Source organism: Enterobacter sp. MGH 38 (assembly GCF_000492855.1).
GTDB classification, from domain to species: Bacteria; Pseudomonadota; Gammaproteobacteria; order Enterobacterales; family Enterobacteriaceae; genus Enterobacter; species Enterobacter hormaechei_C.
In genome coordinates, this window is record NZ_KI535608.1 from 2,209,921 (window position 1) to 2,234,187 (window position 24,267).

Annotated in this window: 24 protein-coding genes; 8 read left to right on the forward strand and 16 right to left on the reverse strand. The window is 54.4% G+C overall.

Features of this window, described 5'->3' with window-relative positions; translation table 11 throughout:
- The 4 genes from nuoC to lrhA all read right to left on the reverse strand — a co-directional run bounded on the left by nuoC (nucleotide 1) and on the right by lrhA (nucleotide 4,593).
- The gene (gene nuoC / locus L384_RS01230; RefSeq protein WP_003861484.1) at nucleotides 1–1,803 is read right to left on the reverse strand and encodes an NADH-quinone oxidoreductase subunit C/D; all 1,803 of its coding nucleotides are present in this window, start codon (nucleotides 1,801–1,803) and stop codon (nucleotides 1–3) included.
- A gap of 89 nt (nucleotides 1,804–1,892) precedes the next feature.
- Nucleotides 1,893–2,567 (reverse strand): NADH-quinone oxidoreductase subunit NuoB, encoded by a 675-nt coding sequence (gene nuoB, locus L384_RS01225; protein WP_003861482.1) that lies wholly within the window; start codon nucleotides 2,565–2,567, stop codon nucleotides 1,893–1,895.
- Nucleotides 2,568–2,582: 15 nt separating this feature from the next.
- Nucleotides 2,583–3,023, reverse strand: coding sequence for an NADH-quinone oxidoreductase subunit NuoA (gene nuoA / locus L384_RS01220; RefSeq protein WP_003861475.1), 441 nt, complete (start codon nucleotides 3,021–3,023; stop codon nucleotides 2,583–2,585).
- Between the two features lie 631 nt (nucleotides 3,024–3,654).
- On the reverse strand, nucleotides 3,655–4,593 hold the full coding sequence (gene lrhA, locus L384_RS01215) for a transcriptional regulator LrhA (protein WP_003861473.1): 939 nt from the start codon (nucleotides 4,591–4,593) through the stop codon (nucleotides 3,655–3,657).
- A gap of 937 nt (nucleotides 4,594–5,530) precedes the next feature.
- On the opposite strand from lrhA, the gene alaA reads away from it, so the two are divergent.
- Both alaA and yfbR read left to right on the forward strand, forming a co-directional pair.
- The gene (alaA, locus tag L384_RS01210; RefSeq protein ID WP_003861471.1) at nucleotides 5,531–6,745 is read left to right on the forward strand and encodes an alanine transaminase AlaA; all 1,215 of its coding nucleotides are present in this window, start codon (nucleotides 5,531–5,533) and stop codon (nucleotides 6,743–6,745) included.
- Nucleotides 6,746–6,862: 117 nt separating this feature from the next.
- Nucleotides 6,863–7,462, forward strand: coding sequence for a 5'-deoxynucleotidase (gene yfbR / locus L384_RS01205; RefSeq protein ID WP_003861468.1), 600 nt, complete (start codon nucleotides 6,863–6,865; stop codon nucleotides 7,460–7,462).
- 53 nt (nucleotides 7,463–7,515) lie between these two features.
- Here the strand turns inward: yfbR and L384_RS01200 are convergent, their stop codons facing one another.
- The 4 genes from L384_RS01200 to yfbV form a co-directional block, all read right to left on the reverse strand.
- Nucleotides 7,516–9,348: an SLC13 family permease gene (locus tag L384_RS01200; protein ID WP_023314585.1), complete on the reverse strand. Its 1,833-nt coding sequence runs from the start codon at nucleotides 9,346–9,348 to the stop codon at nucleotides 7,516–7,518.
- A 75-nt stretch (nucleotides 9,349–9,423) separates the two neighbouring features.
- Nucleotides 9,424–10,083 carry a sugar phosphatase gene (locus L384_RS01195; protein ID WP_003861463.1) on the reverse strand — a complete coding sequence of 220 codons (660 nt, stop codon included), beginning with the start codon at nucleotides 10,081–10,083 and terminating at the stop codon, nucleotides 9,424–9,426.
- Between the two features lie 11 nt (nucleotides 10,084–10,094).
- Nucleotides 10,095–10,589, reverse strand: coding sequence for a YfbU family protein (locus L384_RS01190; RefSeq protein WP_003861461.1), 495 nt, complete (start codon nucleotides 10,587–10,589; stop codon nucleotides 10,095–10,097).
- Nucleotides 10,590–10,681: 92 nt separating this feature from the next.
- A complete protein-coding gene (gene yfbV, locus L384_RS01185) occupies nucleotides 10,682–11,137 on the reverse strand; it encodes a terminus macrodomain insulation protein YfbV (protein ID WP_023325000.1) in 456 nt (151 codons plus the stop codon).
- Nucleotides 11,138–11,474: 337 nt separating this feature from the next.
- On the opposite strand from yfbV, the gene ackA reads away from it, so the two are divergent.
- Both ackA and pta read left to right on the forward strand, forming a co-directional pair.
- Entirely contained in the window at nucleotides 11,475–12,677 is a 1,203-nt protein-coding gene (ackA, locus tag L384_RS01180) for an acetate kinase (protein WP_015572267.1), read from the forward strand.
- A 75-nt stretch (nucleotides 12,678–12,752) separates the two neighbouring features.
- A complete protein-coding gene (gene pta, locus L384_RS01175; protein WP_022651538.1) occupies nucleotides 12,753–14,894 on the forward strand; it encodes a phosphate acetyltransferase in 2,142 nt (713 codons plus the stop codon).
- Nucleotides 14,895–15,001: 107 nt separating this feature from the next.
- Here the strand turns inward: pta and L384_RS01170 are convergent, their stop codons facing one another.
- From L384_RS01170 to L384_RS01150, 5 genes are all read right to left on the reverse strand, one after another.
- On the reverse strand, nucleotides 15,002–15,955 hold the full coding sequence (locus L384_RS01170; RefSeq protein ID WP_003861452.1) for a transketolase family protein: 954 nt from the start codon (nucleotides 15,953–15,955) through the stop codon (nucleotides 15,002–15,004).
- Nucleotides 15,948–16,778, reverse strand: coding sequence for a transketolase (locus L384_RS01165; protein WP_022651539.1), 831 nt, complete (start codon nucleotides 16,776–16,778; stop codon nucleotides 15,948–15,950). The genes L384_RS01170 and L384_RS01165 overlap by 8 nt, the downstream gene beginning before the upstream one ends.
- On the reverse strand, nucleotides 16,775–18,166 hold the full coding sequence (locus L384_RS01160; RefSeq protein ID WP_022651540.1) for a PTS ascorbate transporter subunit IIC: 1,392 nt from the start codon (nucleotides 18,164–18,166) through the stop codon (nucleotides 16,775–16,777). Before L384_RS01160 ends, L384_RS01165 begins: the two co-directional genes overlap by 4 nt.
- Nucleotides 18,167–18,187: 21 nt before the next feature.
- Nucleotides 18,188–18,460, reverse strand: coding sequence for a PTS sugar transporter subunit IIB (locus L384_RS01155; protein WP_003861447.1), 273 nt, complete (start codon nucleotides 18,458–18,460; stop codon nucleotides 18,188–18,190).
- Nucleotides 18,461–18,539: 79 nt separating this feature from the next.
- Entirely contained in the window at nucleotides 18,540–18,983 is a 444-nt protein-coding gene (locus tag L384_RS01150; protein WP_022651541.1) for a PTS sugar transporter subunit IIA, read from the reverse strand.
- Between the two features lie 236 nt (nucleotides 18,984–19,219).
- Here L384_RS01150 and L384_RS01145 point away from each other — a divergent pair, with 236 nt between their 5' ends.
- On the forward strand, nucleotides 19,220–20,239 hold the full coding sequence (locus L384_RS01145) for a LacI family DNA-binding transcriptional regulator (protein ID WP_003861441.1): 1,020 nt from the start codon (nucleotides 19,220–19,222) through the stop codon (nucleotides 20,237–20,239).
- Between the two features lie 3 nt (nucleotides 20,240–20,242).
- Here the strand turns inward: L384_RS01145 and yfcD are convergent, their stop codons facing one another.
- The 3 genes from yfcD to yfcF are packed head-to-tail and all read right to left on the reverse strand — an operon-like array spanning nucleotide 20,243 to nucleotide 22,117.
- Nucleotides 20,243–20,809 (reverse strand): NUDIX hydrolase YfcD, encoded by a 567-nt coding sequence (yfcD, locus tag L384_RS01140; RefSeq protein WP_003861439.1) that lies wholly within the window; start codon nucleotides 20,807–20,809, stop codon nucleotides 20,243–20,245.
- A gap of 55 nt (nucleotides 20,810–20,864) precedes the next feature.
- Nucleotides 20,865–21,416 carry a phosphodiesterase gene (gene yfcE, locus L384_RS01135; RefSeq protein WP_017692997.1) on the reverse strand — a complete coding sequence of 184 codons (552 nt, stop codon included), beginning with the start codon at nucleotides 21,414–21,416 and terminating at the stop codon, nucleotides 20,865–20,867.
- Nucleotides 21,417–21,472: 56 nt separating this feature from the next.
- Nucleotides 21,473–22,117, reverse strand: coding sequence for a glutathione transferase (gene yfcF, locus L384_RS01130; RefSeq protein WP_023325001.1), 645 nt, complete (start codon nucleotides 22,115–22,117; stop codon nucleotides 21,473–21,475).
- 140 nt (nucleotides 22,118–22,257) lie between these two features.
- Here yfcF and yfcG point away from each other — a divergent pair, with 140 nt between their 5' ends.
- From yfcG to L384_RS01115, 3 genes are all read left to right on the forward strand, one after another.
- The gene (gene yfcG / locus L384_RS01125) at nucleotides 22,258–22,887 is read left to right on the forward strand and encodes a GSH-dependent disulfide bond oxidoreductase (RefSeq protein ID WP_003861434.1); all 630 of its coding nucleotides are present in this window, start codon (nucleotides 22,258–22,260) and stop codon (nucleotides 22,885–22,887) included.
- Between the two features lie 75 nt (nucleotides 22,888–22,962).
- Nucleotides 22,963–23,331, forward strand: coding sequence for a dihydroneopterin triphosphate 2'-epimerase (folX, locus tag L384_RS01120; protein WP_003861432.1), 369 nt, complete (start codon nucleotides 22,963–22,965; stop codon nucleotides 23,329–23,331).
- A 13-nt stretch (nucleotides 23,332–23,344) separates the two neighbouring features.
- Nucleotides 23,345–24,238: a TIGR01777 family oxidoreductase gene (locus tag L384_RS01115; protein WP_003861430.1), complete on the forward strand. Its 894-nt coding sequence runs from the start codon at nucleotides 23,345–23,347 to the stop codon at nucleotides 24,236–24,238.
- The last annotated feature ends 29 nt before the right edge of the window (nucleotides 24,239–24,267 follow it).

A 24,267-nucleotide genomic window follows, 5' to 3' on the forward strand; every position in this document is an offset into this window, starting at 1 on the left:
TTAGCGGTCCACATCTGACATAACAAAATCGATACTACCCAGATACACAATCAGGTCGGAGACCAGACTGCCGCGAATGGCGGCCGGGATCTGCTGCAAGTGCGCGAAGCTTGGCGTACGCACGCGGGTGCGGTAGCTCATGGTGCTGCCGTCGCTGGTGAGGTAGTAGCTGTTGATACCCTTGGTCGCTTCAATCATCTGGAAGGATTCCTGTGCCGGCATGACCGGGCCCCAGGAAACTTGCAGGAAGTGGGTGATCAGGGTCTCGATATGTTGCAGCGTGCGCTCTTTCGGTGGCGGCGTCGTCAGCGGGTGATCCGCCTTGAACGGGCCTTCCGGCATGTTGTTGAGGCACTGCTCAAGGATGCGCAGGCTCTGGCGCAGCTCTTCCACTTTCAACATCACGCGGGTGTAGCAGTCGGAAACACCGCCGCCAACCGGGACTTCAAAGTCGAAGTTCTCGTAACCAGAGTAAGGACGCGCTTTACGCACGTCGAAATCAATCCCGGTCGCACGCAGGCCAGCACCGGTAGTCCCCCACTCCAGCGCTTCTTTCGCGCCGTAGGCAGCAACGCCCTGGGAACGGCCTTTCAGGATGGAGTTACGCAGCGCGGCTTTCTCGTAAGACGCCAGACGTTTCGGCATCCAGTCGAGGAATTCACGCAGCAGACGGTCCCAACCGCGCGGCAGATCGTGCGCCACACCACCGATACGGAACCAGGCTGGGTGCATACGGAAACCGGTAATCGCTTCCACCAGATCGTAGATTTTCTGACGGTCGGTAAAGGCGAAGAAGACCGGCGTCATCGCGCCGACGTCCTGAATGAACGTGGAGATGTACAGCAGGTGGCTGTTAATACGGAACAGTTCAGACAGCATTACGCGAATCACGTTAACGCGATCCGGGACGGTGATGCCTGCCAGTTTCTCAACGGCCAGCACGTATGGCATTTCGTTCACGCAGCCGCCGAGGTATTCGATACGGTCAGTATACGGAATGTAGCTGTGCCAGGACTGACGTTCGCCCATCTTCTCGGCACCACGGTGGTGGTAGCCGATGTCAGGGACGCAGTCGACAATCTCTTCGCCGTCAAGCTGAAGGATAATACGGAAAGCACCGTGCGCAGACGGGTGGTTTGGACCCAGGTTGAGGAACATGAAGTCCTCGTTTTCGGTGCCGCGCTTCATGCCCCAGTCTTCCGGCTTGAAGGTCAGCGCTTCCATCTCCAGATCCTGCTTGGCTTTGGTCAGCTCAAACGGGTCGAATTCGGTGGCGCGTGCCGGGTAGTCTTTACGCAGCGGGTGGCCGGTCCAGGTCTGCGGCATCATGATGCGCGTCAGATGCGGGTGGCCGTCGAAGGTCATGCCGAACATTTCCCAGGTTTCACGCTCGTACCAGTTGGCGTTCGGGAAAAGTTTGGTGATCGTCGGCAGATGCATGTCGTTTTCAGACAATGCCACCTTGAGCATGATATCCGTGTTGCGGTCTATTGAGATCAGGTGGTAGAAAACGGAAAAATCCGCGGCAGGGAGACCCTGGCGGTGCGTTCTCAGACGTTCGTCCATGCCGTGTAAGTCAAACAGCATGACGTAAGGTTTTGGCAATTTCTTGAGGAAATCGACAACTTCCAGTAATTGCTCACGCTTCACCCAAACAACGGGTACCCCGGTGCGGGTGGCCTGAACAGTAAAGGCATCCGGCCCAAAACGGTTGCGCAGTTCGCCAATGACCGGGTCATCGAGATGATCCCGAGTCTGCCAGGCGGCTTCTTGCGCGGTTAAGTCGGTCATATTGTTCACCATTGCAAATGGTCCGTGGTGACTGTTAAGCCTGGCTTCGCGCTATTTGAGTAGTGATATGCGAAGGTGTTCTCCAGGCCCACAGGCGCAAATTAAATTTCGTCAGGCGTACGCAGGTTGGTGACGGCAATACGTTCACCACGTTTACGCTCGCGCTCAGACTGCATGTTCGCGCGATAGACACCCTGATCGCCAACAACCCATGAAAGCGGGCGGCGTTCTTTACCAATTGACTCCTGGAGCAGCATCAGCGCCTGCATATAGGCCTCTGGACGCGGCGGGCAACCCGGGATGTACACATCCACCGGAATGAACTTATCAACGCCCTGCACAACGGAATAAATGTCGTACATACCGCCGGAGTTTGCACATGCGCCCATGGAGATAACCCATTTTGGCTCCAGCATCTGGTCATAAAGACGCTGAATAACCGGTGCCATCTTGGTAAAGCAGGTCCCTGCCACCACCATCAGGTCAGCCTGACGCGGAGAAGCACGCAGTACCTCGGCCCCAAAACGCGCAACGTCATGCACCGCAGTGAATGACGTCACCATTTCAACGTAGCAGCAAGAAAGGCCAAAGTTGTATGGCCAGATGGAGTTCTTACGACCCCAGTTGACCATGTCGTGCATGGCATGTTCGAGCTTGCCCATGTACACGCTTTTGTTGACTTCTTGCTCCAGGGGGTCGGTTACGATCTCCTGTTTTTGCAGGGGGTAACGGTCATTCTCACCGTTAGGATCTATGCGGGTGAGCGTATAATCCATCTTATTGCCTCGCTGTTACTGCTGACGATTAGAGATACTGTTTTCCGGGTTGATGTGTTCACGGCGTGAACGCACAGGTGTCCAGTCCAGCGCGCCAATACGCACCAGATAAACCAGACCGGCCAGTAACACTAAAATGAAAATTGCGGCCTCGACAAAGCCCACCCAACCACTTTCGCGAATGGAGGTAGACCACGCGAAGAGGTAAAGCGCTTCCACGTCAAAAATGACGAAGAACATGGCTACCAGGTAAAACTTGGCAGACAGGCGTAAGCGAGCGGTACCTACTGAATCAATACCTGATTCGAAAGGTGTGTTTTTGTGCCTTGCGCGGGCGCGACCGCCCAGGAACCAGCCGCCGACTAACATCAGGCAGCACAGGCCAATGGCTACAATAAGAAAGATTGCGAATGCCCAGTGATGAGCGATGACTTCTGTGGATGTTGACATACTCATTGCTTACTCATCAAAAGTGATACCGACGACACTGCTCTTGCTGGCAGATGGGCATCACATCGATTCATGGGGAGGAACAAAATAACCTTACACTAACTGTCAGAAATGAGACATAGACAGCAAAATGATGGGGTTTTTTACTCCTTTCTATAACCTTTTGTCAACTTTAACAAAGGTTTCTTCACATTAAATTACAACGTGCGATTCTCATTAACATTTGGTGCCCTTTAACCCTGGTGGGTACATGACTTTCCGTCAAATGCATCTTGTTGAATCGTGTCCGTTTTGGAAGTAAAAAAAATAACCCTCCTATTTTGACAGGATTTGCCAACGATTCCTCCCCCCAAATGGGAGTATTTTCTTGATCTGAGACACGCTTTTGTTAATTCAATCAAAAAAACAGCAACATATTTCCTGTTTTTTTAACATCGGTGGGGTATGAGGTAAGTTAGAACAGGTCTTGTTTACATCTTAATCAAAAGCATTTTCTGCATTGATAAATAAGCGGTATTTGCTTTATCCCTGCTCCGCCCGCGGTTATGAATAGCAAAAAAAACCACTCGCAGGAAAAAATCATGCGAGTGGCTCTTTTTTGCACTTACATTTTGTTACGAGAATTTTGAGGGAATGATCACTCAAAATCCCCTTCCACAATCAGGGAGTCATCCCCTCCTTCGGGAGTAACAGCCGCGTACTGCCATGGATTGTGGTAGTTTTCCATTGCCTCGAATACCACTTTTGCCAGCTCGTTGTTGCTGGCGGCGTTATGGCACAGCAGGTACTCCGTATCCGGCAACGACGGGAGTCCCTCGGATTGACCCAGCACACGCAGATCGGGGCTCATCATTTCCACCGGACGGGCCGTTACGCCAAGCCCAGCCTTCACCGCCGCTCGCACTGCGGGCAAGGTTGACGCCACGTACGCCAGGCGCCATGGAATACTGGCTTCGTTGAGTGCTGCCAGCACCATATCGCGGAACGGACTGGGATCATCCAGCAGGACAAGGGGTATCGGCTCACCTTTCTGCAATACATACTCCGCGGCACAGTACCAGTGCGTTGGAGAAGTACGCAGCGTCAGGCTGTCAAACTGGCCAGGTCGATGCGTGGTGACCACCAGGTCAACCTCGTTTTCTGTCAGCATCTCAACCATGAAGGCATTGCGTTTAACGCTAACGTCCAGGGCAAGCTTCGGATAAACCGAGCTAATTCGGTTGAGAAGGAAGGGTAAAATGGTATCTGCTGATTCATCTGACGCCCCTAATGTTAACACTCCCTGAAGGTTGCTAAACATTAATGACATACAGGCTTCATCATTAAAGCGCAGTATCTTTCTGGCATACCCCAGAAGCTGAATACCATGTTCTGTTAAAAGCTTATTACGTCCATGACGCGCAAAAAGCTCTTTACCAACCAGTTGTTCCAGCCGCTGCATTTGCTGACTCACGGCGGACTGGGTACGGCAAACGGCGGCAGCAGCTGCTGCAAAAGTGTTGAGATCGGCGACCGCAACAAACGTTCTCAGCAGATCGAGGTCGAGATTCATTATCGGACGATTTGCATTTATCATATCTTTTCACTTTCAGGTTGCTCGTGCGGAGCTGCCCGGGTTGAAGCTGTGTGTAACAGTTAAGCAATTCCTTCTGAAGAGTTTCCCTCGCATCCCGGCCCGGCAGACTGCCTGACAGATAGTTATTGTACTGCGGTATATCACCAGTCAGAAATCACGTTTCATGACGTTATTTTTATTCTCTTGCGTCCAGGATATTTCGTTGTTTGCAGGTCGATGTAAATACCATAAAGAGTAAGACATGTTTTCTGCCATCTATATCGCAGCGTTGCCAGCGTCGCAAGATGTGACTTACCCAATCAGCCAGAGATAACTTTAACAATAACAATCGATTAATACAGAAAAGCAGAAGCCGATATACGTAACAGGCCTATCGCTATGCTGCATTCCCGAAACACATCTTAACCCAAATCCACTATATTTATAAGTCTTATTGCAATATTAAGGAGTTACCGCCAATGATAAGCAACTACACTCTTTTTATTAAAATTAACGAAAGTTGCATTTTCGTCGTTAATAATAAATAAAGTTTAATTTAGATTCAGGCCATTCATTAATAACCCTTAACATTAATTTCACATGAGTAACTTTTAGCCTGGCTTTGCTAATATGGCAATCGGTATCTCAGCATTCAGGTTTTACGAATGATCACTCAGGGGGACTAATGCATCAGCCCGAATCGTCTTTTTATTTACACCAGAATAAAATTCATAGTTACATGCAAATTTTAGCATAAAAAACCCATTAATAACCTTTATTACGATAAATTCAGGCACAAAATCACTCCCTCGTTAGAGTAAGCGATCACAGCGACATTCCCCGGTGGAACGAAATCTTCTTCTGTGCGCCCTTCAAAACGAAGCGCGGGGGGAGTACATTGTTCCGTGCACACTTCCACGGCAGGAAGTTGCAATAATAGCGAAAAGGTTAAAGGTTCATGTCCCCTATCGAAAAATCCAGTAAGCTCGACAACGTCTGTTACGACATCCGTGGCCCGGTACTCAAAGAGGCAAAACGCCTTGAAGAGGAAGGCAATAAGGTTCTGAAACTCAACATCGGCAACCCCGCGCCATTTGGTTTTGAAGCGCCGGATGAGATCCTGGTGGATGTGATCCGTAACCTGCCCACTGCACAAGGCTACTGCGATTCAAAAGGGCTTTACTCCGCCCGTAAAGCCATCATGCAGCACTATCAGGCTCGCGGTATGCGCGACGTCACCGTTGAAGATATCTACATTGGCAACGGTGTCTCGGAACTGATCGTTCAGGCGATGCAGGCGCTCCTGAACAGCGGCGATGAAATGCTGGTTCCTGCCCCAGATTATCCGCTGTGGACGGCTGCGGTGTCCCTGTCCAGCGGTAAAGCGGTGCACTACCTGTGCGACGAATCCTCTGACTGGTTCCCGGATCTGGATGATATTCGCGCCAAAATTACCCCGCGCACCCGGGGTATCGTGATCATTAACCCGAATAACCCGACGGGCGCGGTCTATTCAAAAGAGCTGCTGATGGAGATCGTCGAGATCGCCCGCCAGCACAACCTGATCATCTTTGCCGACGAGATTTACGACAAGATCCTGTACGACGCGGCGCAGCACCACTCTATCGCCGCGCTGGCACCCGATCTGCTAACGGTCACCTTTAACGGACTGTCTAAAACTTACCGCGTTGCCGGTTTCCGTCAGGGCTGGATGGTACTGAACGGTCCGAAAAAACATGCGAAAGGCTACATTGAAGGGCTGGAGATGCTGGCATCCATGCGTCTGTGCGCCAACGTACCGGCGCAACATGCGATCCAGACAGCACTCGGCGGCTATCAAAGCATCAGCGAGTTTATCGTTCCAGGCGGCCGCCTGTATGAACAGCGCAACCGTGCATGGGAATTGATTAATGATATTCCGGGCGTCTCCTGCGTGAAGCCTAACGGCGCGCTGTACATGTTCCCGAAAATCGACGCGAAGCGCTTTAATATTCACGACGACCAGAAAATGGTGCTCGACTTCCTGTTGCAGGAAAAAGTGCTGCTGGTTCAGGGTACGGCGTTTAACTGGCCGTGGCCGGATCACGTGCGTATCGTCACCCTGCCGCGCGAAGACGATCTCGAAATGGCCATCAGCCGCTTCGGGCGCTTCCTCTCCGGGTACCATCAGTAGCGCTGACTATCCGCCGGGTAGCGCTGCGCTTACCCGGCCTGCAACATCCGCAAATTTGCATCTTCCCTCCCCTCCCCGCACAATGAAGTCTGTCGCAGTGAAGACATAAGGTAACCTATGAGTCAGAGTCATTTCTTTGCCCACCTCTCCCGCCTGAAACTCATCAACCGCTGGCCGCTGATGCGCAACGTGCGCACTGAAAATGTGTCTGAGCACAGTTTACAGGTTGCCATGGTCGCGCACGCGCTGGCCGCGATTAAAAACCGCAAATTCAACGGGCAGGTGAATGCCGAACGTATCGCCCTGCTGGCGATGTACCACGATGCATCGGAAGTGCTGACCGGCGATCTGCCTACGCCGGTGAAATATTTCAACTCGCAGATTGCCCAGGAATATAAAGCTATTGAGAAGATTGCCCAGCAGAAGCTGATCGACATGGTGCCTGAAGAGCTGCGCGATATCTTCGGGCCGCTGATCGACGAGCATCAGTATACGGAAGAGGAGAAATCCCTGGTTAAGCAGGCCGATGCGCTGTGCGCCTACCTGAAGTGTCTGGAAGAGCTGTCCGCCGGGAATAACGAATTTTTACTGGCAAAAACGCGTCTGGAAAAAACGCTGGAATCTCGTCGCAGCGAAGAGATGGACTACTTTATGCGCGTGTTTGTGCCGAGCTTCCATTTGTCACTGGATGAGATTAGCCAGGATTCGCCGCTGTAGTTTTTTGCCGGGTGGCGGCTCCGCCTTACCCGGCCTACGTTTCTGCACTCACGCTAAAACGGGAATAACACCGGAATTAACACCACGCATACCAGCATTACCAGCACGGTGAACGGCACACCCAGCTTCACGAAATCACTGAACCTATAATTCCCGGGCCCCAGCACCAGCGTATTGACCGGGGAAGAGACCGGCGTCATAAATGCCGCGGACGCCGCCATCGCAACCATCATCGCAAACGGATACGGCGAAACGCCCATCGATTTTGCCATCGCCAGCGCAATGGGCGCCATCAGCACCGCCGTTGCGGTATTGGAGATGAACAAACCAATGGTGGCGCACATGACGAACAGGCAAACCATCATCAGGTACGGACCATATCCCCCGCCCGCGTCCATTAAGCCTTTTACGATCAAATCCACCCCGCCGGTTTTCTGTAGCGCCAGGGCGAAGGGCATCATCCCGACGATGAGAATGATGCTCGGCCAGTGAATCGCTTTGTAAGCGCTTTCGGCGTCGATACAGCGGAATTTGCCCATTAACAGACAGGCGATTATTGCCGCCACCGGGTTAGGGATCTCGTCCGTCAGCATCAGGGCAACCATCAATACCAGGCAAAAAATTGCATGGGGCGCCTGGCTGTGCGCCGGTGATGCATCGCTCTCTTCAATCGGCATATTTAGCACCACAAAATCGCGGCCTTTCTGCCCGAGCTGGCTAATCAGTTTCCAGTTGCCGACCACGAGGAAGATATCCCCCAGCAGGATCGGCTCATCCACCACCGCCCCTTCAAGGGCTACGCCATCGCGCTTCAGGCCTACCACGTTGAGGCCATAGCGGGTACGAAAGCCGATTTCACGCACGGTTTTGCCCAATAACTCCGATTCCGGGATCAGCGACACCTCGGCCATTCCCACATCCAGCGCCTGGTCAGAGAAATACTCGCCGCGCAGGACCATCGGCTCCAGCAGCTGCTCACTACAAAACTCCCGCAGATCCACGTCTGCGGTGGACATATCAATCAGCAGGACGTCACGCGCGCGAAACTCTGACACCCCGTTCACGTTAACGATCACCCGACGAAAACGACGCCAGCGCTCAACCCCGATGACGTTCGCGCCATAGCGTTCGCGTAGCTTAAGGTCATCCAGCCGCTGCCCCACCATAGGCGACCCCGGGCGGATAGCCAGACGTCGGGCACGCCCGGTCAGACGATACTCTTTAATCAGATCGCGGAAAGAGCGCCGCTTCCAGCCCTCTTTGGCTTTATCCTGCTTCTCCCCTTTCAGCGCAAAACGGGTCAATAGCATATAGATAATGCCCATCACCAGTACCACCAGCCCGATCGGCGTAACGCTGAAAAAGCTAAACCCCTCAAGCCCCTCACGGATCAGTTCGCTGTTCACGACGAGGTTCGGCGGCGTCGCGACCAGCGTCATCATGCCGCTGATGAGCCCGGCGAAGCTCAACGGCATCATCAGCCGCGAAGGGGAGATCTGCATCCTCATGCAGACGCTCAGCACGACCGGAATAAAGATGGCCACGACGCCCGTAGAGCTCATAAACGCGCCCAGCCCGGCGACCGTCAGCATCAGGTAAATCAGCATTTTGGTTTCGCTGCTGCCCGCCACTTTCACCAGCCACGACCCCATCATTGTCGCCACGCCGGTGCGGACCAGCCCGTCGCCAATAATAAACAGAGCGGCAATCAAAATAACGTTGGGATCGCTAAACCCGGAAAAGGCTTCCGGCAGGGAAAGGGTACCGCTTAGAACGAATGCGACAATCACAAACAGGGCGACGGCATCCATGCGCACCTTGCCCGTGGCAAAAAGAATGATGGCGATTAACAGCAGGCTCAGGACCCAAATCAGTTCACCGTTCACAACATGTCCTTGTCAGTGGAGGAGAAGCAATTCTGCCATAAAAAAGCCCCGGTAATGCGGGGCTATATCATGGGATTACATTTTTAGCGAGACGGTTACAACTCCGTCTGACGCCTTCGAGACGTCGATGGCGGTCAGGGTGTTAAGCACGAAATCCGCCTCCTCCAGCCGGGGGGAACCCGCCGGGACGTTAACGGCAATGACGTGGCTGCCGGCGTTCAGCCCGGCCAGCACGCCTGCCGCCGCGTCTTCCACCACCACGCACTCTGCTGGCGCAAGGCCGAGCAGTTCAGCGCCGAGCAGGAACGCATCCGGTTCAGGCTTGCCGCGCTTCACGCGCTCAGCGGTAATGAAGACGTCCGGCGTCGGCAAACCTGCCGCTTTATGGCGTGCATGCGCGACGGGAACCGAGCCGGAGGTGACGATAGCCCACGGGATCTGCGCTTCATTCAGGTGCTCAAGCAGTTCACGCGCACCGGGCAGCGCGGTGATACCCTCGGTATCGGTAGCTTCAATCTGCTCAAGATAGCGGAACTCCGCCTGAATCTCTTCCTCAGAACGTCCCGCCAGGAAGTGCCGCAATGAGGTAATGGCCTGTTTGCCATGGATGAAATTCAGTACGTCCTGATGGTCAATGCCGTGCCGGTCGGCCCAGTGGCACCACGAGCGCTCCACCACCGGCAGCGAATCCACCAGCGTACCGTCCAGATCAAACAGAAAACCTTTACACTGCACACGCACCTCCGTCAGGCATTAATGATTTGTTGAATTTCGTTGCTGCTTAAATGGTACTGGCGCGGACAGGCGTGCCACGCGCTCAGCATACGTTGATACTTATCCCACATCGGGGTCTGGGCGTTGAAGCCGTGCGTACCCGCATCAAAATGGGTGTAGCGACCTTCGGTATTCACCATAAAGCGTACATAGCTCAGATAGCGCGCTTCCGTCGCAGCATCAAAGCCCAGGAACGTCACGCGGCGCTCGTCAATGGTCTGCTGGTCTTTCAGATTGGTCCAGGACACATGCAGCGCATGGTACATCTCCATGATGTCGATAACGATACGGCAGGTTTCCTCTTTCAGTTCGCCAAATTCGCGATCCAGTTCGCGCATCTGCAAGCCAAAACCACGTTCAACAATGGTTTGCAGGCGGCTGTAGCGCGCAGCGTTATCGGGATCAAGCATAGTCATCATCTTGTACTGGTTAGACAAAATCAGACGTTGAGCATGGGTCATTTCCATCTTTCGACTCCTGTAGCGCATTGCACTGTAAAAAAAAGACACGGTAACTGATTGTTACTGTGCCTTCTTTTGGTCGTCGTTTCGATGATCAATCACAAGTCATCGAGGAATGTTTTATCAAGCTGTTTAAACGCACGCTTGAGGGTATCCGCCAGCGCCTGATAGTCCGGATTACCTTCAACCGGTGCCAGCGCCTGGCCAGCCTCTTCCAGTTTTCCACGCACTTCATAAAACCAGTGTAAAATAGAAGGCGGAAGTGGCGTGACGGAACGTTTACCTAACCACCATAGCCCCTGCATCGGCAGGCTTAACGCAAAGAGCGCCGTCGCGACGGCAGGGCCAAGCTGCCCACCTAACGCTATCTGCCAGCACAGGGTAAAAACGGCAATCGGGGGCATAAAGCGAATCGCATAGCGCGTGGCGCGAATAGTGCGATTTTCAATAAACATGGGCGCGAGGCGCTTTTCCATCGGCCATGTCTTTGCGTAATGCTGTCCCCGACGAAACAGACTAAAAAAGTTCACGGACGGGATTTCGGGTGTCGACATGGCTGTACCTCAACTTCACATATAAAAATTAAAATTTTCGTGCAAAACCACAACAGGCTATGACAACGTTCAAAATATTTTGTCATCGCTACCCCGTATCGGGTATCCTGTGCCAGCCTGATAGGGCCGTAGACGATAAGCGTTAACTCGTCAAATTATCGCATATTATGCCATTGTCTGAAAAATGTTCAAAATGGCTTAAAATCATAGGTATTTCTTTCATCCTGCCAGAATGTTCGTTTGGCATGATGTTAATCATAAATGTCTGGGTCAGCATGCGTTACGCTTTTAGACTCACTGACGTTTTTTTAGCCACGTATCAATAATAGGTACTTCCATGTCGAGTAAGTTAGTACTGGTTCTGAACTGCGGTAGCTCCTCACTGAAATTCGCCATCATCGATGCGCTCAACGGTGACGAGTACCTCTCTGGTTTGGCCGAATGTTTCCATCTGCCTGAAGCACGTATCAAGTGGAAGATGGACGGCAGCAAACAAGAAGCGGCTTTAGGTGCAGGCGCCGCTCACAGTGAAGCGCTGAACTTTATCGTTAACACTATTCTGGCACAAAAACCAGAACTGTCTGCTCAGCTGACCGCAATTGGTCACCGTATCGTCCACGGCGGCGAAAAATACACCAGTTCCGTGGTAATCGACGACTCCGTGATTCAGGGCATCAAAGACTCTGCGTCTTTCGCACCGCTGCATAACCCGGCTCACCTGATCGGTATCGCTGAAGCACTGAAATCCTTCCCGAGTCTGAAAGACAAAAACGTGGCCGTGTTTGATACTGCGTTCCATCAGACCATGCCGGAAGAGTCTTACCTCTATGCCCTGCCATACAGCCTGTACAAAGAGCACGGCGTCCGTCGTTACGGCGCTCACGGTACCAGCCACTTCTATGTGACCCAGGAAGCCGCAAAAGTGCTGAACAAGCCGGTTGAAGAAGTCAACATTATCACCTGCCACCTGGGCAACGGTGGTTCTGTTTCCGCTATCCGCAACGGTAAGTGTGTTGACACCTCTATGGGTCTGACCCCGCTGGAAGGTCTGGTGATGGGTACCCGTTCCGGTGATATCGACCCGGCGATCATCTTCCACCTGCACGACACCCTGGGCATGAGCGTTGACGACATCAACAAAATGCTGACCAAAGAGTCTGGCCTGCTGGGCCTGACCGAGGTCACCAGCGACTGCCGTTACGTTGAAGACAACTACGCAGAAAAAGCTGACGCTAAACGTGCAATGGACGTTTATTGCCACCGCCTGGCGAAGTACATCGGTTCTTACACCGCGCTGATGGAAGGCCGTCTGGATGCTGTTATCTTCACCGGTGGTATCGGTGAGAACGCGGCAATGGTACGTGAACTGTCCCTGGGCAAACTGGGCGTTCTGGGCTTCGAAGTTGATCATGAGCGTAACCTGGCTGCCCGCTTCGGCAAGTCTGGCTTCATCAACAAAGAAGGCACCCGCCCTGCTATCGTTATTCCAACTAACGAAGAGCTGGTCATCGCGCAAGACGCACACCGCCTGACTGCCTGATTCCACACCGCCAGCAATGCTGGCGGTGCTGTTTTGTAACCCGCCCAACGCGGCGGTAACGAAAGAGGATAAACCGTGTCCCGTACTATTATGCTGATCCCTACCGGAACCAGCGTCGGCCTGACCAGCGTCAGCCTCGGCGTGATCCGCGCTATGGAACGCAAAGGCGTTCGTCTGAGCGTCTTTAAGCCTATCGCCCAGCCACGTGCCGGTGGCGATGCGCCAGACCAGACCACCACCATCGTTCGCAAGAACTCCAATCTGCCAGCGGCTGAACCGTTGAAGATGAGCCACGTTGAATCTCTGCTCTCCAGCAACCAGAAAGACGTGCTGATGGAAGAGATCATTGCCAACTACCACGCAAACGCGCAGGACGCGGAAGTGGTGCTGGTTGAAGGCCTGGTCCCGACCCGTAAACACCAGTTTGCCCAGTCTCTGAACTTTGAAATCGCGAAAACCCTGAACGCAGAGATCGTTTTTGTGATGTCTCAGGGCACGGATACCCCAGAGCAGCTGAAAGAGCGTATCGAACTGACGCGCAGCAGCTTCGGCGGTGCGAAAAACACCAGCATCACCGGCGTGATTGTTAACAAGCTGAACGCGCCAGTAGATGAGCAGGGCCGTACGCGTCCTGACCTGTCCGAAATTTTTGACGACTCCTCCAAAGCGAAAGTCATCAAAGTTGACCCGGCTAAGTTGCAGGATTCCAGCCCGCTGCCTGTTCTGGGCGCGGTGCCATGGAGCTTCGATCTGATTGCCACCCGTGCAATCGATATGGCGCGTCACCTGAACGCCACCGTGATCAACGAAGGCGATATCAACACCCGCCGCGTGAAGTCCGTAACCTTCTGCGCACGTAGCATTCCACACATGCTGGAACACTTCCGCGCAGGTTCACTGCTGGTGACCTCTGCTGACCGTCCAGACGTGCTGGTTGCAGCGTGCCTGGCTGCAATGAACGGCGTGGAAATCGGTGCAATTCTGCTGACCGGCGGCTATGAAATGGACGCGCGTATCAGCAAGCTGTGCGAGCGTGCGTTCGCCACTGGCCTGCCAGTCTTCATGGTGAACACCAACACCTGGCAGACCTCCCTGAGCCTGCAAAGCTTCAACCTCGAAGTGCCGGTTGATGACCACGAGCGTATCGAGAAAGTTCAGGAATACGTTGCGGGCTACATCAATGCGGACTGGATCGAATCCCTGACTGCGACCTCCGAGCGCAGCCGTCGTCTGTCTCCTCCAGCCTTCCGTTACCAGCTGACCGAGCTGGCGCGTAAAGCGGGCAAACGCGTGGTTCTGCCAGAAGGCGACGAACCACGTACCGTTAAAGCGGCAGCCATCTGTGCAGAACGCGGTATCGCGACCTGTGTGCTGCTGGGTAACCCGGATGAGATCAACCGCGTTGCGGCGTCTCAGGGCGTTGAGCTGGGCGCTGGCATTGAGATCGTTGACCCGGAAGTGGTTCGCGAAAGCTACGTTGCTCGCCTGGTTGAACTGCGTAAGAACAAGGGCATGACCGAAGCCGTTGCGCGCGAGCAGCTGGAAGACAACGTCGTGCTGGGTACGCTGATGCTGGAGCAGGACGAAGTTGACGGTCTGGTTTCCGGTGCGGTTCACACCACCGCGAACACCATCCGTCCACCGTTGCAGTTGATCAAAACCGCACCGGGCAGCTCTCTGGTCTCCTCCGTGTTTTTCATGCTGCTGCCTGAACAGGTTTATGTTTACGGCGACTGCGCGATCAACCCGGATCCAACCGCAGAGCAGCTGGCAGAAATCGCTATCCAGTCTGCGGACTCCGCGATTGCCTTCGGTATCGAACCGCGCGTCGCGATGCTCTCATACTCCACCGGTACCTCTGGTGCAGGCAGTGACGTAGAGAAAGTCCGTGAAGCGACCCGCATTGCGCAGGAAAAACGTCCGGATCTGATGATCGACGGCCCGCTCCAGTACGATGCCGCGGTAATGGCTGACGTGGCGAAATCCAAAGCGCCAAACTCGCCGGTTGCAGGTCGTGCTACCGTGTTCATCTTCCCGGATCTGAACACCGGTAACACCACCTATAAAGCGGTACAGCGTTCAGCAGACCTGATCTCCATCGGGCCAATGCTGCAAGGCATGCGCAAACCTGTGAACGACCTGTCCCGTGGTGCGCTGGTTGACGATATCGTCTACACCATCGCGCTGACGGCGATCCAGTCTTCGCAACAGCAGTAATGTTTTGCCGGATGGCGCTTCGCTTATCCGGCCTACAGGACCGTAGGCCCGGTAAGCGCCAGCGCCACCGGGCAACAAAAAGGCGACCACACGGTCGTCTTTTTTTATTACAACAGCTCCCGCGCCGCCGACACAATGTCATGTGCCGTCAGGCCATACTCCTTTTGCAAGAAATCCTGCGTGCCCACCTGACCATATCGTTCCTTCACCCCCACCCGACGCAGGGGCACCGGACAGGTTTCCACCAGCACTTCCGCCACCGCCGACCCCAGCCCGTTGTGAATGCTGTGGTTTTCGCAGGTCACAATACGCCCGGTTTTCTCGGCATAGTTTTTCACCAGCATCCGATCGATAGGCTTCAGGGTAAACATGTCGATGACCGCTGCGCTTACCCCCTCCTGCTCCAGCTGGCGCGCCGCCTCCAGCGCTTCCGCCACCATAATGCCGTTAGCAATCAAGGTAATATCGGTTCCCTCGCGCAGCACGTTGCCCTTGCCGATGGTGAAGGTTGACCCCGGGGCATACACGCTCGGGGCCTGTTTACGGATGGTCCTCACCCAGTAGAAGCCTTCCAGGTCGATAAGCTGACGCAGCACATCTTCGAACATCACCGCATCGGTCACCTCCAGCACCACTGAATGCGCCAGACCGCGCACGATGCCCATGTCCTCGAACGACATATGCGTCCCGCCGTTGTGGCAGGCCGTCACGCCCGCATCCGAGGCAATCACCTTCACGTTATTGCGCTGGTAGTCCAGGGACATAAACAGCTGGTCGAAGCAGCGACGGCTGGCAAAGGCGGTAAAGGTATGGACGAACGGCTTACGTCCGGTGAGCGACAGCCCGGCGGCCGTCCCAATCACGTTAGCCTCCATAATGCCGCAGTTGATGACGTGCTGTGGATAATCACGCGCTACGCCGTCCATCGCCATCGAACTCATCAGATCCGCTTCGAGCGCAATAATCTCGCTCCCGGCCTCAATCTGTTTTGCCACAAAACCCGCGTAGACCTTACGCATCTCAACGGCATCTTTCTGTCCTGTCGGTGCAACCTTAATCATGTGAAGCCTCCAGTTGGCGAATCGTCTCGTTGAGCGCCGCTTTGCTCTCCTCAGTTAATCGCAGGTGATGCGAGTTGCTGAGCTGTTCCAGGTATGGCACCCCCTGCCCTTTGATGCTGTCGAGGATCACCACCCGCGGACGCGCATCGGCCGCAGGGATCGGCGCGGTCACCTCCAGCAGCGCCGGAATGTCATCCCCTTTCACCGTTACCACGTCAAAACCAAAGGCGCGGAATTTGCCTTCCAGGTCGAAGGCGCTGATGATTTCGTCCAGCTCGCCGTCGAGCTGCTGTTTGTTCCAGTCCACGAATACCGTCAGGTTGTTCAGTCGATGGTGAGCAATAAACTGGAAGGCTTCCCAGCACTGTCCTTCGTTCAGCTCCCCGTCACCGACGATACAGAACACCCGGTTTGGCCTTCCTGCCAGCTTGTGCGACAGCGCCATGCCGCCAGCAATGGAGATCCCCTGCCCCAGTGATCCGGTGGTGGCATCCACGCCGCGTGTTTTCAGGCGATCCGGGTGACTTGGCAGACGCGTCCCGTTCTGGTTCAGCGTGCTCAGCTCGTCAATCGGGAAGTAGCCCTTAATCGCCAGCGTACTGTACAGCGCCGGGCCCGCATGGCCTTTCGACAGCACAAAGTAATCGCGCTCTGGCCAGTCCGGATCGGCCGGGTCAATTTTCATCACCGCGCCGTACAGCACCGCCAGCGTTTCAACGACTGACATGCTGCCGCCGTAGTGCCCAAAACCCAGCTGCGTAAGGGATTTCAGCGTCTCAAGGCGAATCTGACGCGCCAGTTCGGTTATTTCATTCTCATTCATGATTTGGCTCCGGGGTTTTCCTGCGCGTTACCGCTGGCAGGTTTGTTTTTAGCGAAGACGTTGTAGGCCACCAGCAGCGCGAACAACACAACAACCAGTCCGGTGATGGCAAACGGCGACAGGAAGCGCGCCAGGTTGCCCAGCACAATCCCGACCGCACCAAAATCAGCGTCCGAGAAGGTCGTATTCGCAAAGCCAATTGCGCCCAGAACAGGCAGCAGCAGGACCGGGAGGAAGGTGATCAGCAGGCCGTTAGCAAAGGCGCCAATCATTGCCCCGCGGCGTCCACCGGTGGCGTTACCAAACACGCCCGCCGTTGCACCGGTGAAGAAATGCGGCACGACGCCCGGCAGGATCAGCACCCAGCTAAACTGACCGCAGATGAACAAGCCCACAATCCCGCCGAGGAAACTAAACAGGAAGCCAATCAGCACCGCGTTTGGCGCATACGGGTAGACTACCGGGCAGTCCAGCGCAGGCCGCGCATTGGGCACCAGTTTTTCCGAGAAGCCAGTAAAGGCCGGGACGATTTCCGCCAGAATCAGGCGCACGCCCTGCAAGATGATGAACACGCCTGCCGCGAAGGTGATGGCCATAATGATGGCGTACACCAGGTAGTTTTGGCCGCCGCTGAAGGTGGCCTCCACGTACTCACGTCCGGCGCTCACCGCCATGATCAGGTAGATAATCATCATGGTCAGGGAGATGGAGATTGAACTGTCACGCAGGAAGCTAAGGTTCTTCGGCAGGTTCATCTCTTCGGTGGAGCGCGAACCTTTACCGACCTTGCTGCCAATCCAGCCGGACAGCACGTAGCCCAGCGTGCCGAAATGACCGAAGGCGATCTCATCGTTGCCGGTAATACGCTTCATATAGCGCTGCGCAATCGCCGGGAAGAAGGCCATAATCAGGCCGAGGATCAACGAGCCGGTAAAGACCAGCCCGACCCCCTCGAAGCCTGCAACCGTCAGGATCACGCCAATCATGCATGCCATGTAGAAGGTGTGATGCCCGGTGAGGAAGATGTATTTCAGGCGGGTAAAGCGCGCAACAATAATATTCGCCACCATCCCGAAGGCCATAATGAGCGCGGTGGAAGCGCCATATTTTTCCAGGGCAATCGACACAATAGCTTCATTGTTGGGAATAATGCCCTGAATATTAAAGGCGTGCTCAAACATACCGCCGAGCGGATTTAATGAGCCCACCAGCACGGTTGCGCCGCCGCCCAGTACAATAAAGCCGAGAATGGTTTTAATTGTGCCTTTTACCACATCCGAAAAGGCTTTTTTCTGCGCCACAAGACCAATCAGGGCAATTAAACCGACCAGCACTGAAGGGACTTTTAAAATATCAACAACGAAGTTCAGCGTTTCAAGGATAAACATATCCACCTCGCCTTATCAGGATTATTGTCTTTCGAACCAGGCGCGCAACTGCGCTTCGAGTTCGTTAATATCGATGATATTGTTGATCACCACCAGCTGGCTTTCCGGCACGCTGGCGCTTGCGGCAATGTCTTTCGCCATTACAAACAGGTCCGCCGCGCCCGGCGTAGCCGAGGAGAGATCGGAGTGTTCAACCTCGGCCTCAATTTCCAGTTTTTTGAGCACCTTTTTAATATTCATTTCGACCATAAAACTGCTGCCCAGGCCGGAGCCGCAAATAGCCATGATTTTCATTGTTATCCCCTTTTTTGAGTAGAGTACGCCCCATCACGCTGACGCGTAATGTTGAGATGAATCGGATTAAATAATTAAATCAGAAGCGATCGATGATGGTTTTTATCTCCTCCAGCGTATTCGCCCGATGTAATTCAGCCATATCTTCGTCGCTGGAAAATAATTCCGCTAAGGCTGAGATCATTTCGATATGGCTATGCTTGTCCGGCGCCGCCAGCATCACAATCACATCGACGGGGTCAAACTCACCGGCACCAAAAGAGACACCCTGTTTCAGTTTTAATAATGACAGGCCAAGTCCTTTCGCCCCTTCTTCCGGTCGCGCATGGGGCATTGCCAGCCCTGGAGCCAGCACATAGTAGGGACCTAACGTGTGATGCTGCTCGATGATAGCCGTGACATATTCCGGCGCAATGACCTGCAAATCCAGCAGCGGTTTCGCGCACAGTTCCAGCGCCTGGGGCCAGCTTTCAACGCTATCCTGTAGGATGATGGTTGTATCATATATCCACTTTTTGAGCATTTTTCACTCCCGCTAAAGACAAGACATGGGCAAACTCTATTCAACCCATCAATTAATGACTGCGATCGCGATCACAAAGATAGCGCTACCAACAACTAACATGCAGAACTGTGATAGCGCTATCAAATTACTATCATGGTGCGAAATCACAGCAAAAAAAGGGATTTAAGGCGTATACTGCCTGTCACGTAAAATGAAGGATGAAACTGAATCGCGTCCTGTCAGCAGGAAGATGTATGTCTTTAACCCGAAAACGGCGCAGTACCGGAAAAGTAACGCTCGCGGATGTCGCGCAGCTTGCCGGCGTCGGCACGATGACTGTTTCCCGTGCCCTCCGCACGCCCGAACAGGTTTCCGATAAACTGCGTGAAAAAATTGAAGCCGCGGTGCAGGAGCTGGGATACATGCCCAATCTTGCCGCCAGCGCACTGGCATCGGCATCGTCATGGACGATTGCGATGGTTGTACCCAATCTTTCCGAAGCTGGCTGTTCCGAGATGTTCGCCGGGCTACAGCAGGTGCTCCAGCCAGCCGGATATCAGATCATGCTGGCGGAATCTCAGCATCGTCTTGAACAGGAAGAGAAACTGCTTGAAACGCTGTTGGCCTCGAACATCGCCGCGGCGATACTGCTCAGCGTCGAGCACTCCGATACCGTGCGACACTGGCTAAAAAATGCCTCTATCCCGGTGATGGAAATGGGTGCAATGCGTGCCGATCCGATTGATATGAATATCGGGATTGATAACGTCGCCGCCATGTATGAACTTACCGAGATGGTGATTCAGCGCGGCTACCAGAATATCGGCCTGCTGTGCGCTAACCAGGAACAGTGGATTTTTCAGCAGCATTTGCAGGGCTGGTACAAGGCGATGCTGCGCCACCACCTGGCGCCGAACAGAGTGATTAATGCCGCCATGCCGCCGAACTTCTCCACCGGCGCGGCACAATTGCCAGAGTTCCTGCTGGCGTGGCCGGAGCTGGATGCGCTGGTGTGCGTGTCAGATGAACTGGCCTGCGGCGCGCTGTATGAGTGCCAGCGTCGGCGCATCAAGGTGCCGGACGATTTAGCGGTCGTAGGTTTTGGCGACAGCGACGTCAGTCGCGTCTGTCAGCCGCCGCTGACGACGATGGCAGTACCGCATCGCAAGATTGGGATTGAAGCCGGGAAAGCGTTACTGGAACGTCTTAATGACGGAGACTGGCGCGACCATAAACCCATCGCGTCCAGCCTGTGTCTGCGGGAAAGCTGTTAAGGCTTACTCAGCCTCTTCCTCTTTTTCCGCCTTATTTTCCGGTTTAGCGGATTCGTTTTTGGCGTTGCGGGTCATCCACAGCGCCAGTGCTTTAAGGGAATCCGGAGTGAATTCGTCGCAACGCGCGGTAATCTCTTCCGGCGTCATCCAGCTGACTTCGCTCACTTCCTCTTCCTGCAAGGCGAAAGGCCCATGGGAAACGCAGCTAAACAGCCCGCCCCAGACGCGGCAATGCTCATCTTCAAAATAAAACTGCCCGTGCTCGGCAAACGGCACACCAGCGATACCTAACTCTTCTTCCGCTTCACGACGCGCGGAATCCAGCAGCACTTCATCGGCCTGCACGACGCCACCCGCTGTGGCATCCAGCATACCAGGAAGAAAATCTTTGGTGTCGGTGCGACGCTGGACCAGAATCTTGCCCATGCCGTCATGAACAACGATGTACGTCGCGCGGTGACGCAGACGTTCCGCACGCATTTGTTCGCGGCTGGCCTGCGCGATCACTTCATTTTCTTCGCTGACAATGTCAACCCATTCAGTACTTGCCAAATGATTCTGCTCCACCATCGGGAAACCTTCTCGTCTAAGCGCTCTTTCGGCGCGTTTGCAGTTGTGGTGTAACTTACGGATTAATCGCTATCTGCGCAATAACTTGCTGATCATTAAGTGCGATAACGCTTAATGTCCCGTCTTCATACATGCCGTAGCTTGCCGGGTTGCCGCCTTTAGGAATGCTGACAGACCCGGGGTTAAAGTGATAAAACGCCCCGCGCTTTTCCGCCACCGGAATATGAGTATGACCATAAACCAGGACATCGCCAGCGGCGAGTGACGGCAGGTTATCCGGGCCGAACAGGTGCCCGTGGGTCAGGAACAAACGGCTGTTTTCCATCAACACCTGTTGCCAGGGAGCGGTAATGGGAAAATGCAGCAGCATCTGGTCAACTTCACTGTCACAGTTGCCGCGAACGGCGATAATGCGCGAGGCAAAATGATTAAGTTTTTCCGCCACCTGTGCGGGAGCATAGCCTTCCGGCAACGCATTGCGTGGGCCGTGGTTTAACACATCGCCCAGGATCACCAGCCACTGCGCCCCGCTTTGGGCGAACAGAGAAAGCACGCGTTCGGTCGCGGGCAGCGATCCATGAATATCCGACGCAAACATCAGTTTCATCAGTTACTCCTCGGGAATACAGACTGCCCCTATCATACCTCAAGCGTCCCGTCTTATCAGCCCGCGCGCTTAGCAGAGAGTGCCAGATAGCGCTGTACCGACGCGCGTTGCCACTGGAATGTGGCGTAATCCACCAGCAGTTGTGGGACGTCATCCCCGTTGAGGATCAGGCGATTGAGCATCAGCGCCAGATCGGTGTCGGCAATACACCACTCGCCAAACAGGTTGGGGTTACCCTGCGCCAGCAGCGATGACGCAGTTTCAATCAGCTTCCGGGCGCTGGATAAGCCTTCCTCACTGAGGGCGGGCTTTTTGACGCCAGCGAACACCACGTCCGTGGAGCGTTCTGTGCGAATCGGCACCAGGTCGCTACGCAGCCACGCCTGGATCTGGCGGGCGCGGGCGCGCTTTTGCAGATCGTGAGGATAGATGCGTTCCCACTCAGGCGGGGCAAAGCGGTCCTCAAGGTACTCGTCAATCGCCGAAGATTCACTCAACTCAAAACCGTCGATCTCCAGCACAGGGACTCGGCGGGTGAGCGCGTAGCCCTGCCACTGAGGCTTCAGGTGTTCGCCGCTGTCCAGGTCAACGGTTTTCAGAGTAAAAGTAAGCCCCTTTTCTGCCAGCGCCACATAAACGCTCATGACATAAGGAGAAAAAATGTTCGCATCGGACCACAACGTTATTACAGGCTGGCTCATAACATCCTCTTCGGCTGATCGGTTTTCACTCAACATATAATCTCTTTGCCTCGCTGTCACTTGATGAAAACTCACGATTTACAACAAGCACCTATACTGATTTTTCATGGCAACACTATTCGCACTGACAGGAGTTGAGAATGATAGATCTCTATTATGCCCCCACCCCTAATGGCCATAAGATCACACTCTTTCTTGAAGAAGCCGAAGTGGACTACCGGATCATTCGCGTGGATATCAGTAAAGGCGACCAGTTCCGCCCCGTTTTTCTGGCCATCTCGCCCAACAATAAAATTCCGGCCATCATTGATAACCTGCCCTCTGACGGCGGCAAACCGTTAAGCCTGTTTGAGTCCGGAGAGATTTTGCTCTATCTGGCAGAGAAAACCGGCAAGCTCCTGAGCGGTGAGTTGCGCGAGCGTCATCACACGCTGCAATGGTTATTCTGGCAGTCGAGCGGCCTCGGGCCGATGCTGGGGCAGAATCACCACTTTACGGCCTATGCGCCGCAGACGATCCCTTACGCCATTGAGCGATATCAGGTCGAAACCCAGCGCCTGTACGGGGTACTGAACCGTCGGCTGGAAAAATCACCGTGGCTGGGAGGTGAGCATTACAGCATCGCAGATATCGCCTGCTGGCCGTGGATCAACACCCATGAACGCCACCGGATCGACCTGGCCACTTATCCGGCGGTGAACAACTGGTTTGAGCGCATCCGGACCCGCCCGGCCACCGAACGCGCCATGCAAAAAATCCATCAGATTTGATCCTGCGCCCCGTTGGGTGCAGGTGTTCTCCTCATGTATGATGAGGTGAAAATACTGACACGGAGAAGACCTGCAATGTCCCAGCATGACGCTATTATTCGTATAAAAAACTTACGCTTACGCACTTTCATTGGTATCAAAGAGGAGGAGATCGCGAATCGCCAGGATATCGTGGTGAATGTAGTGATCCACTATCCGGCAGACAAGGCGCGCGCCAGCGAAGACATCAATGACGCGTTGAACTATCGCACGATCACCAAAAGCATCATCCAGTACGTTGAGAACAACCGTTTTGCGCTACTGGAAAAATTAACTCAGGATGTGCTCGACATCGCACGCGAACACCACTGGGTCACTTATGCTGAAGTGGAGATCGATAAACTTCACGCCCTGCGCTACGCCGACTCCGTCTCCATGACGTTAAGCTGGCAGCGCCAGGCGTAAACCTGGAGGTTGTATGAAGATCCTGCTCACCGGCGGTACGGGCCTGATTGGTCGCCATCTCATTCCACGTTTGCAGGCGTTGCATCACGACATTACCGTGGTCACGCGCAGCCCGGAGAAAGCGCGCCAGGTGCTGGGCACCGGCGTTGAGATCTGGAAAGGCCTGGCGGAAAGGCAGGATCTGAACGGCTTTGACGCCGTCATCAACCTTGCAGGCGAACCAATCGCCGATAAACGCTGGACCGAAGAGCAAAAACAGCGTTTATGCAGCAGTCGCTGGAATATGACCGAAAGGCTGGTTGAGCTGATTCGCAACAGCGAGACGCCGCCCTCGGTGCTGATTTCAGGCTCTGCTACAGGCTACTATGGCGATCTTGGTGAAGTGGTGGTGACCGAAGAAGAGCCGCCGCACAACGAGTTTACCCATAAACTCTGCGCCCAATGGGAGCGTATCGCCTGCGGGGCGCAGAGCGATAACACCCGCGTCTGCCTGCTGCGCACCGGCGTGGTGCTTGCTCCGAAAGGCGGTATTCTCGGTAAAATGTTGCCGCCGTTTAAAATGGGGCTTGGCGGGCCCATCGGAAACGGTCGTCAGTATCTGGCGTGGATCCATATCGACGATATGGTCAACGGTATTCTCTGGCTGCTGGATAACGACCTGCGTGGGCCGTTTAACATGGTCTCTCCGTATCCGGTACGTAATGAGCAATTTGCTCATGCCCTGGGTCATGCCCTGCATCGCCCGGCGGTGCTGCGCGTGCCTGCGACGGCGATTCGTCTGCTGATGGGTGAGTCTTCGGTGCTGGTACTGGGCGGGCAGCGCGCGCTGCCAAAACGGCTGGAAGCGGCCGGGTTTACGTTCCGCTGGTATGACCTGGAAGAGGCGCTGGGGGATGTGGTGCAGTGAATATGTTAGAGTTATACGCCATGTCTGGA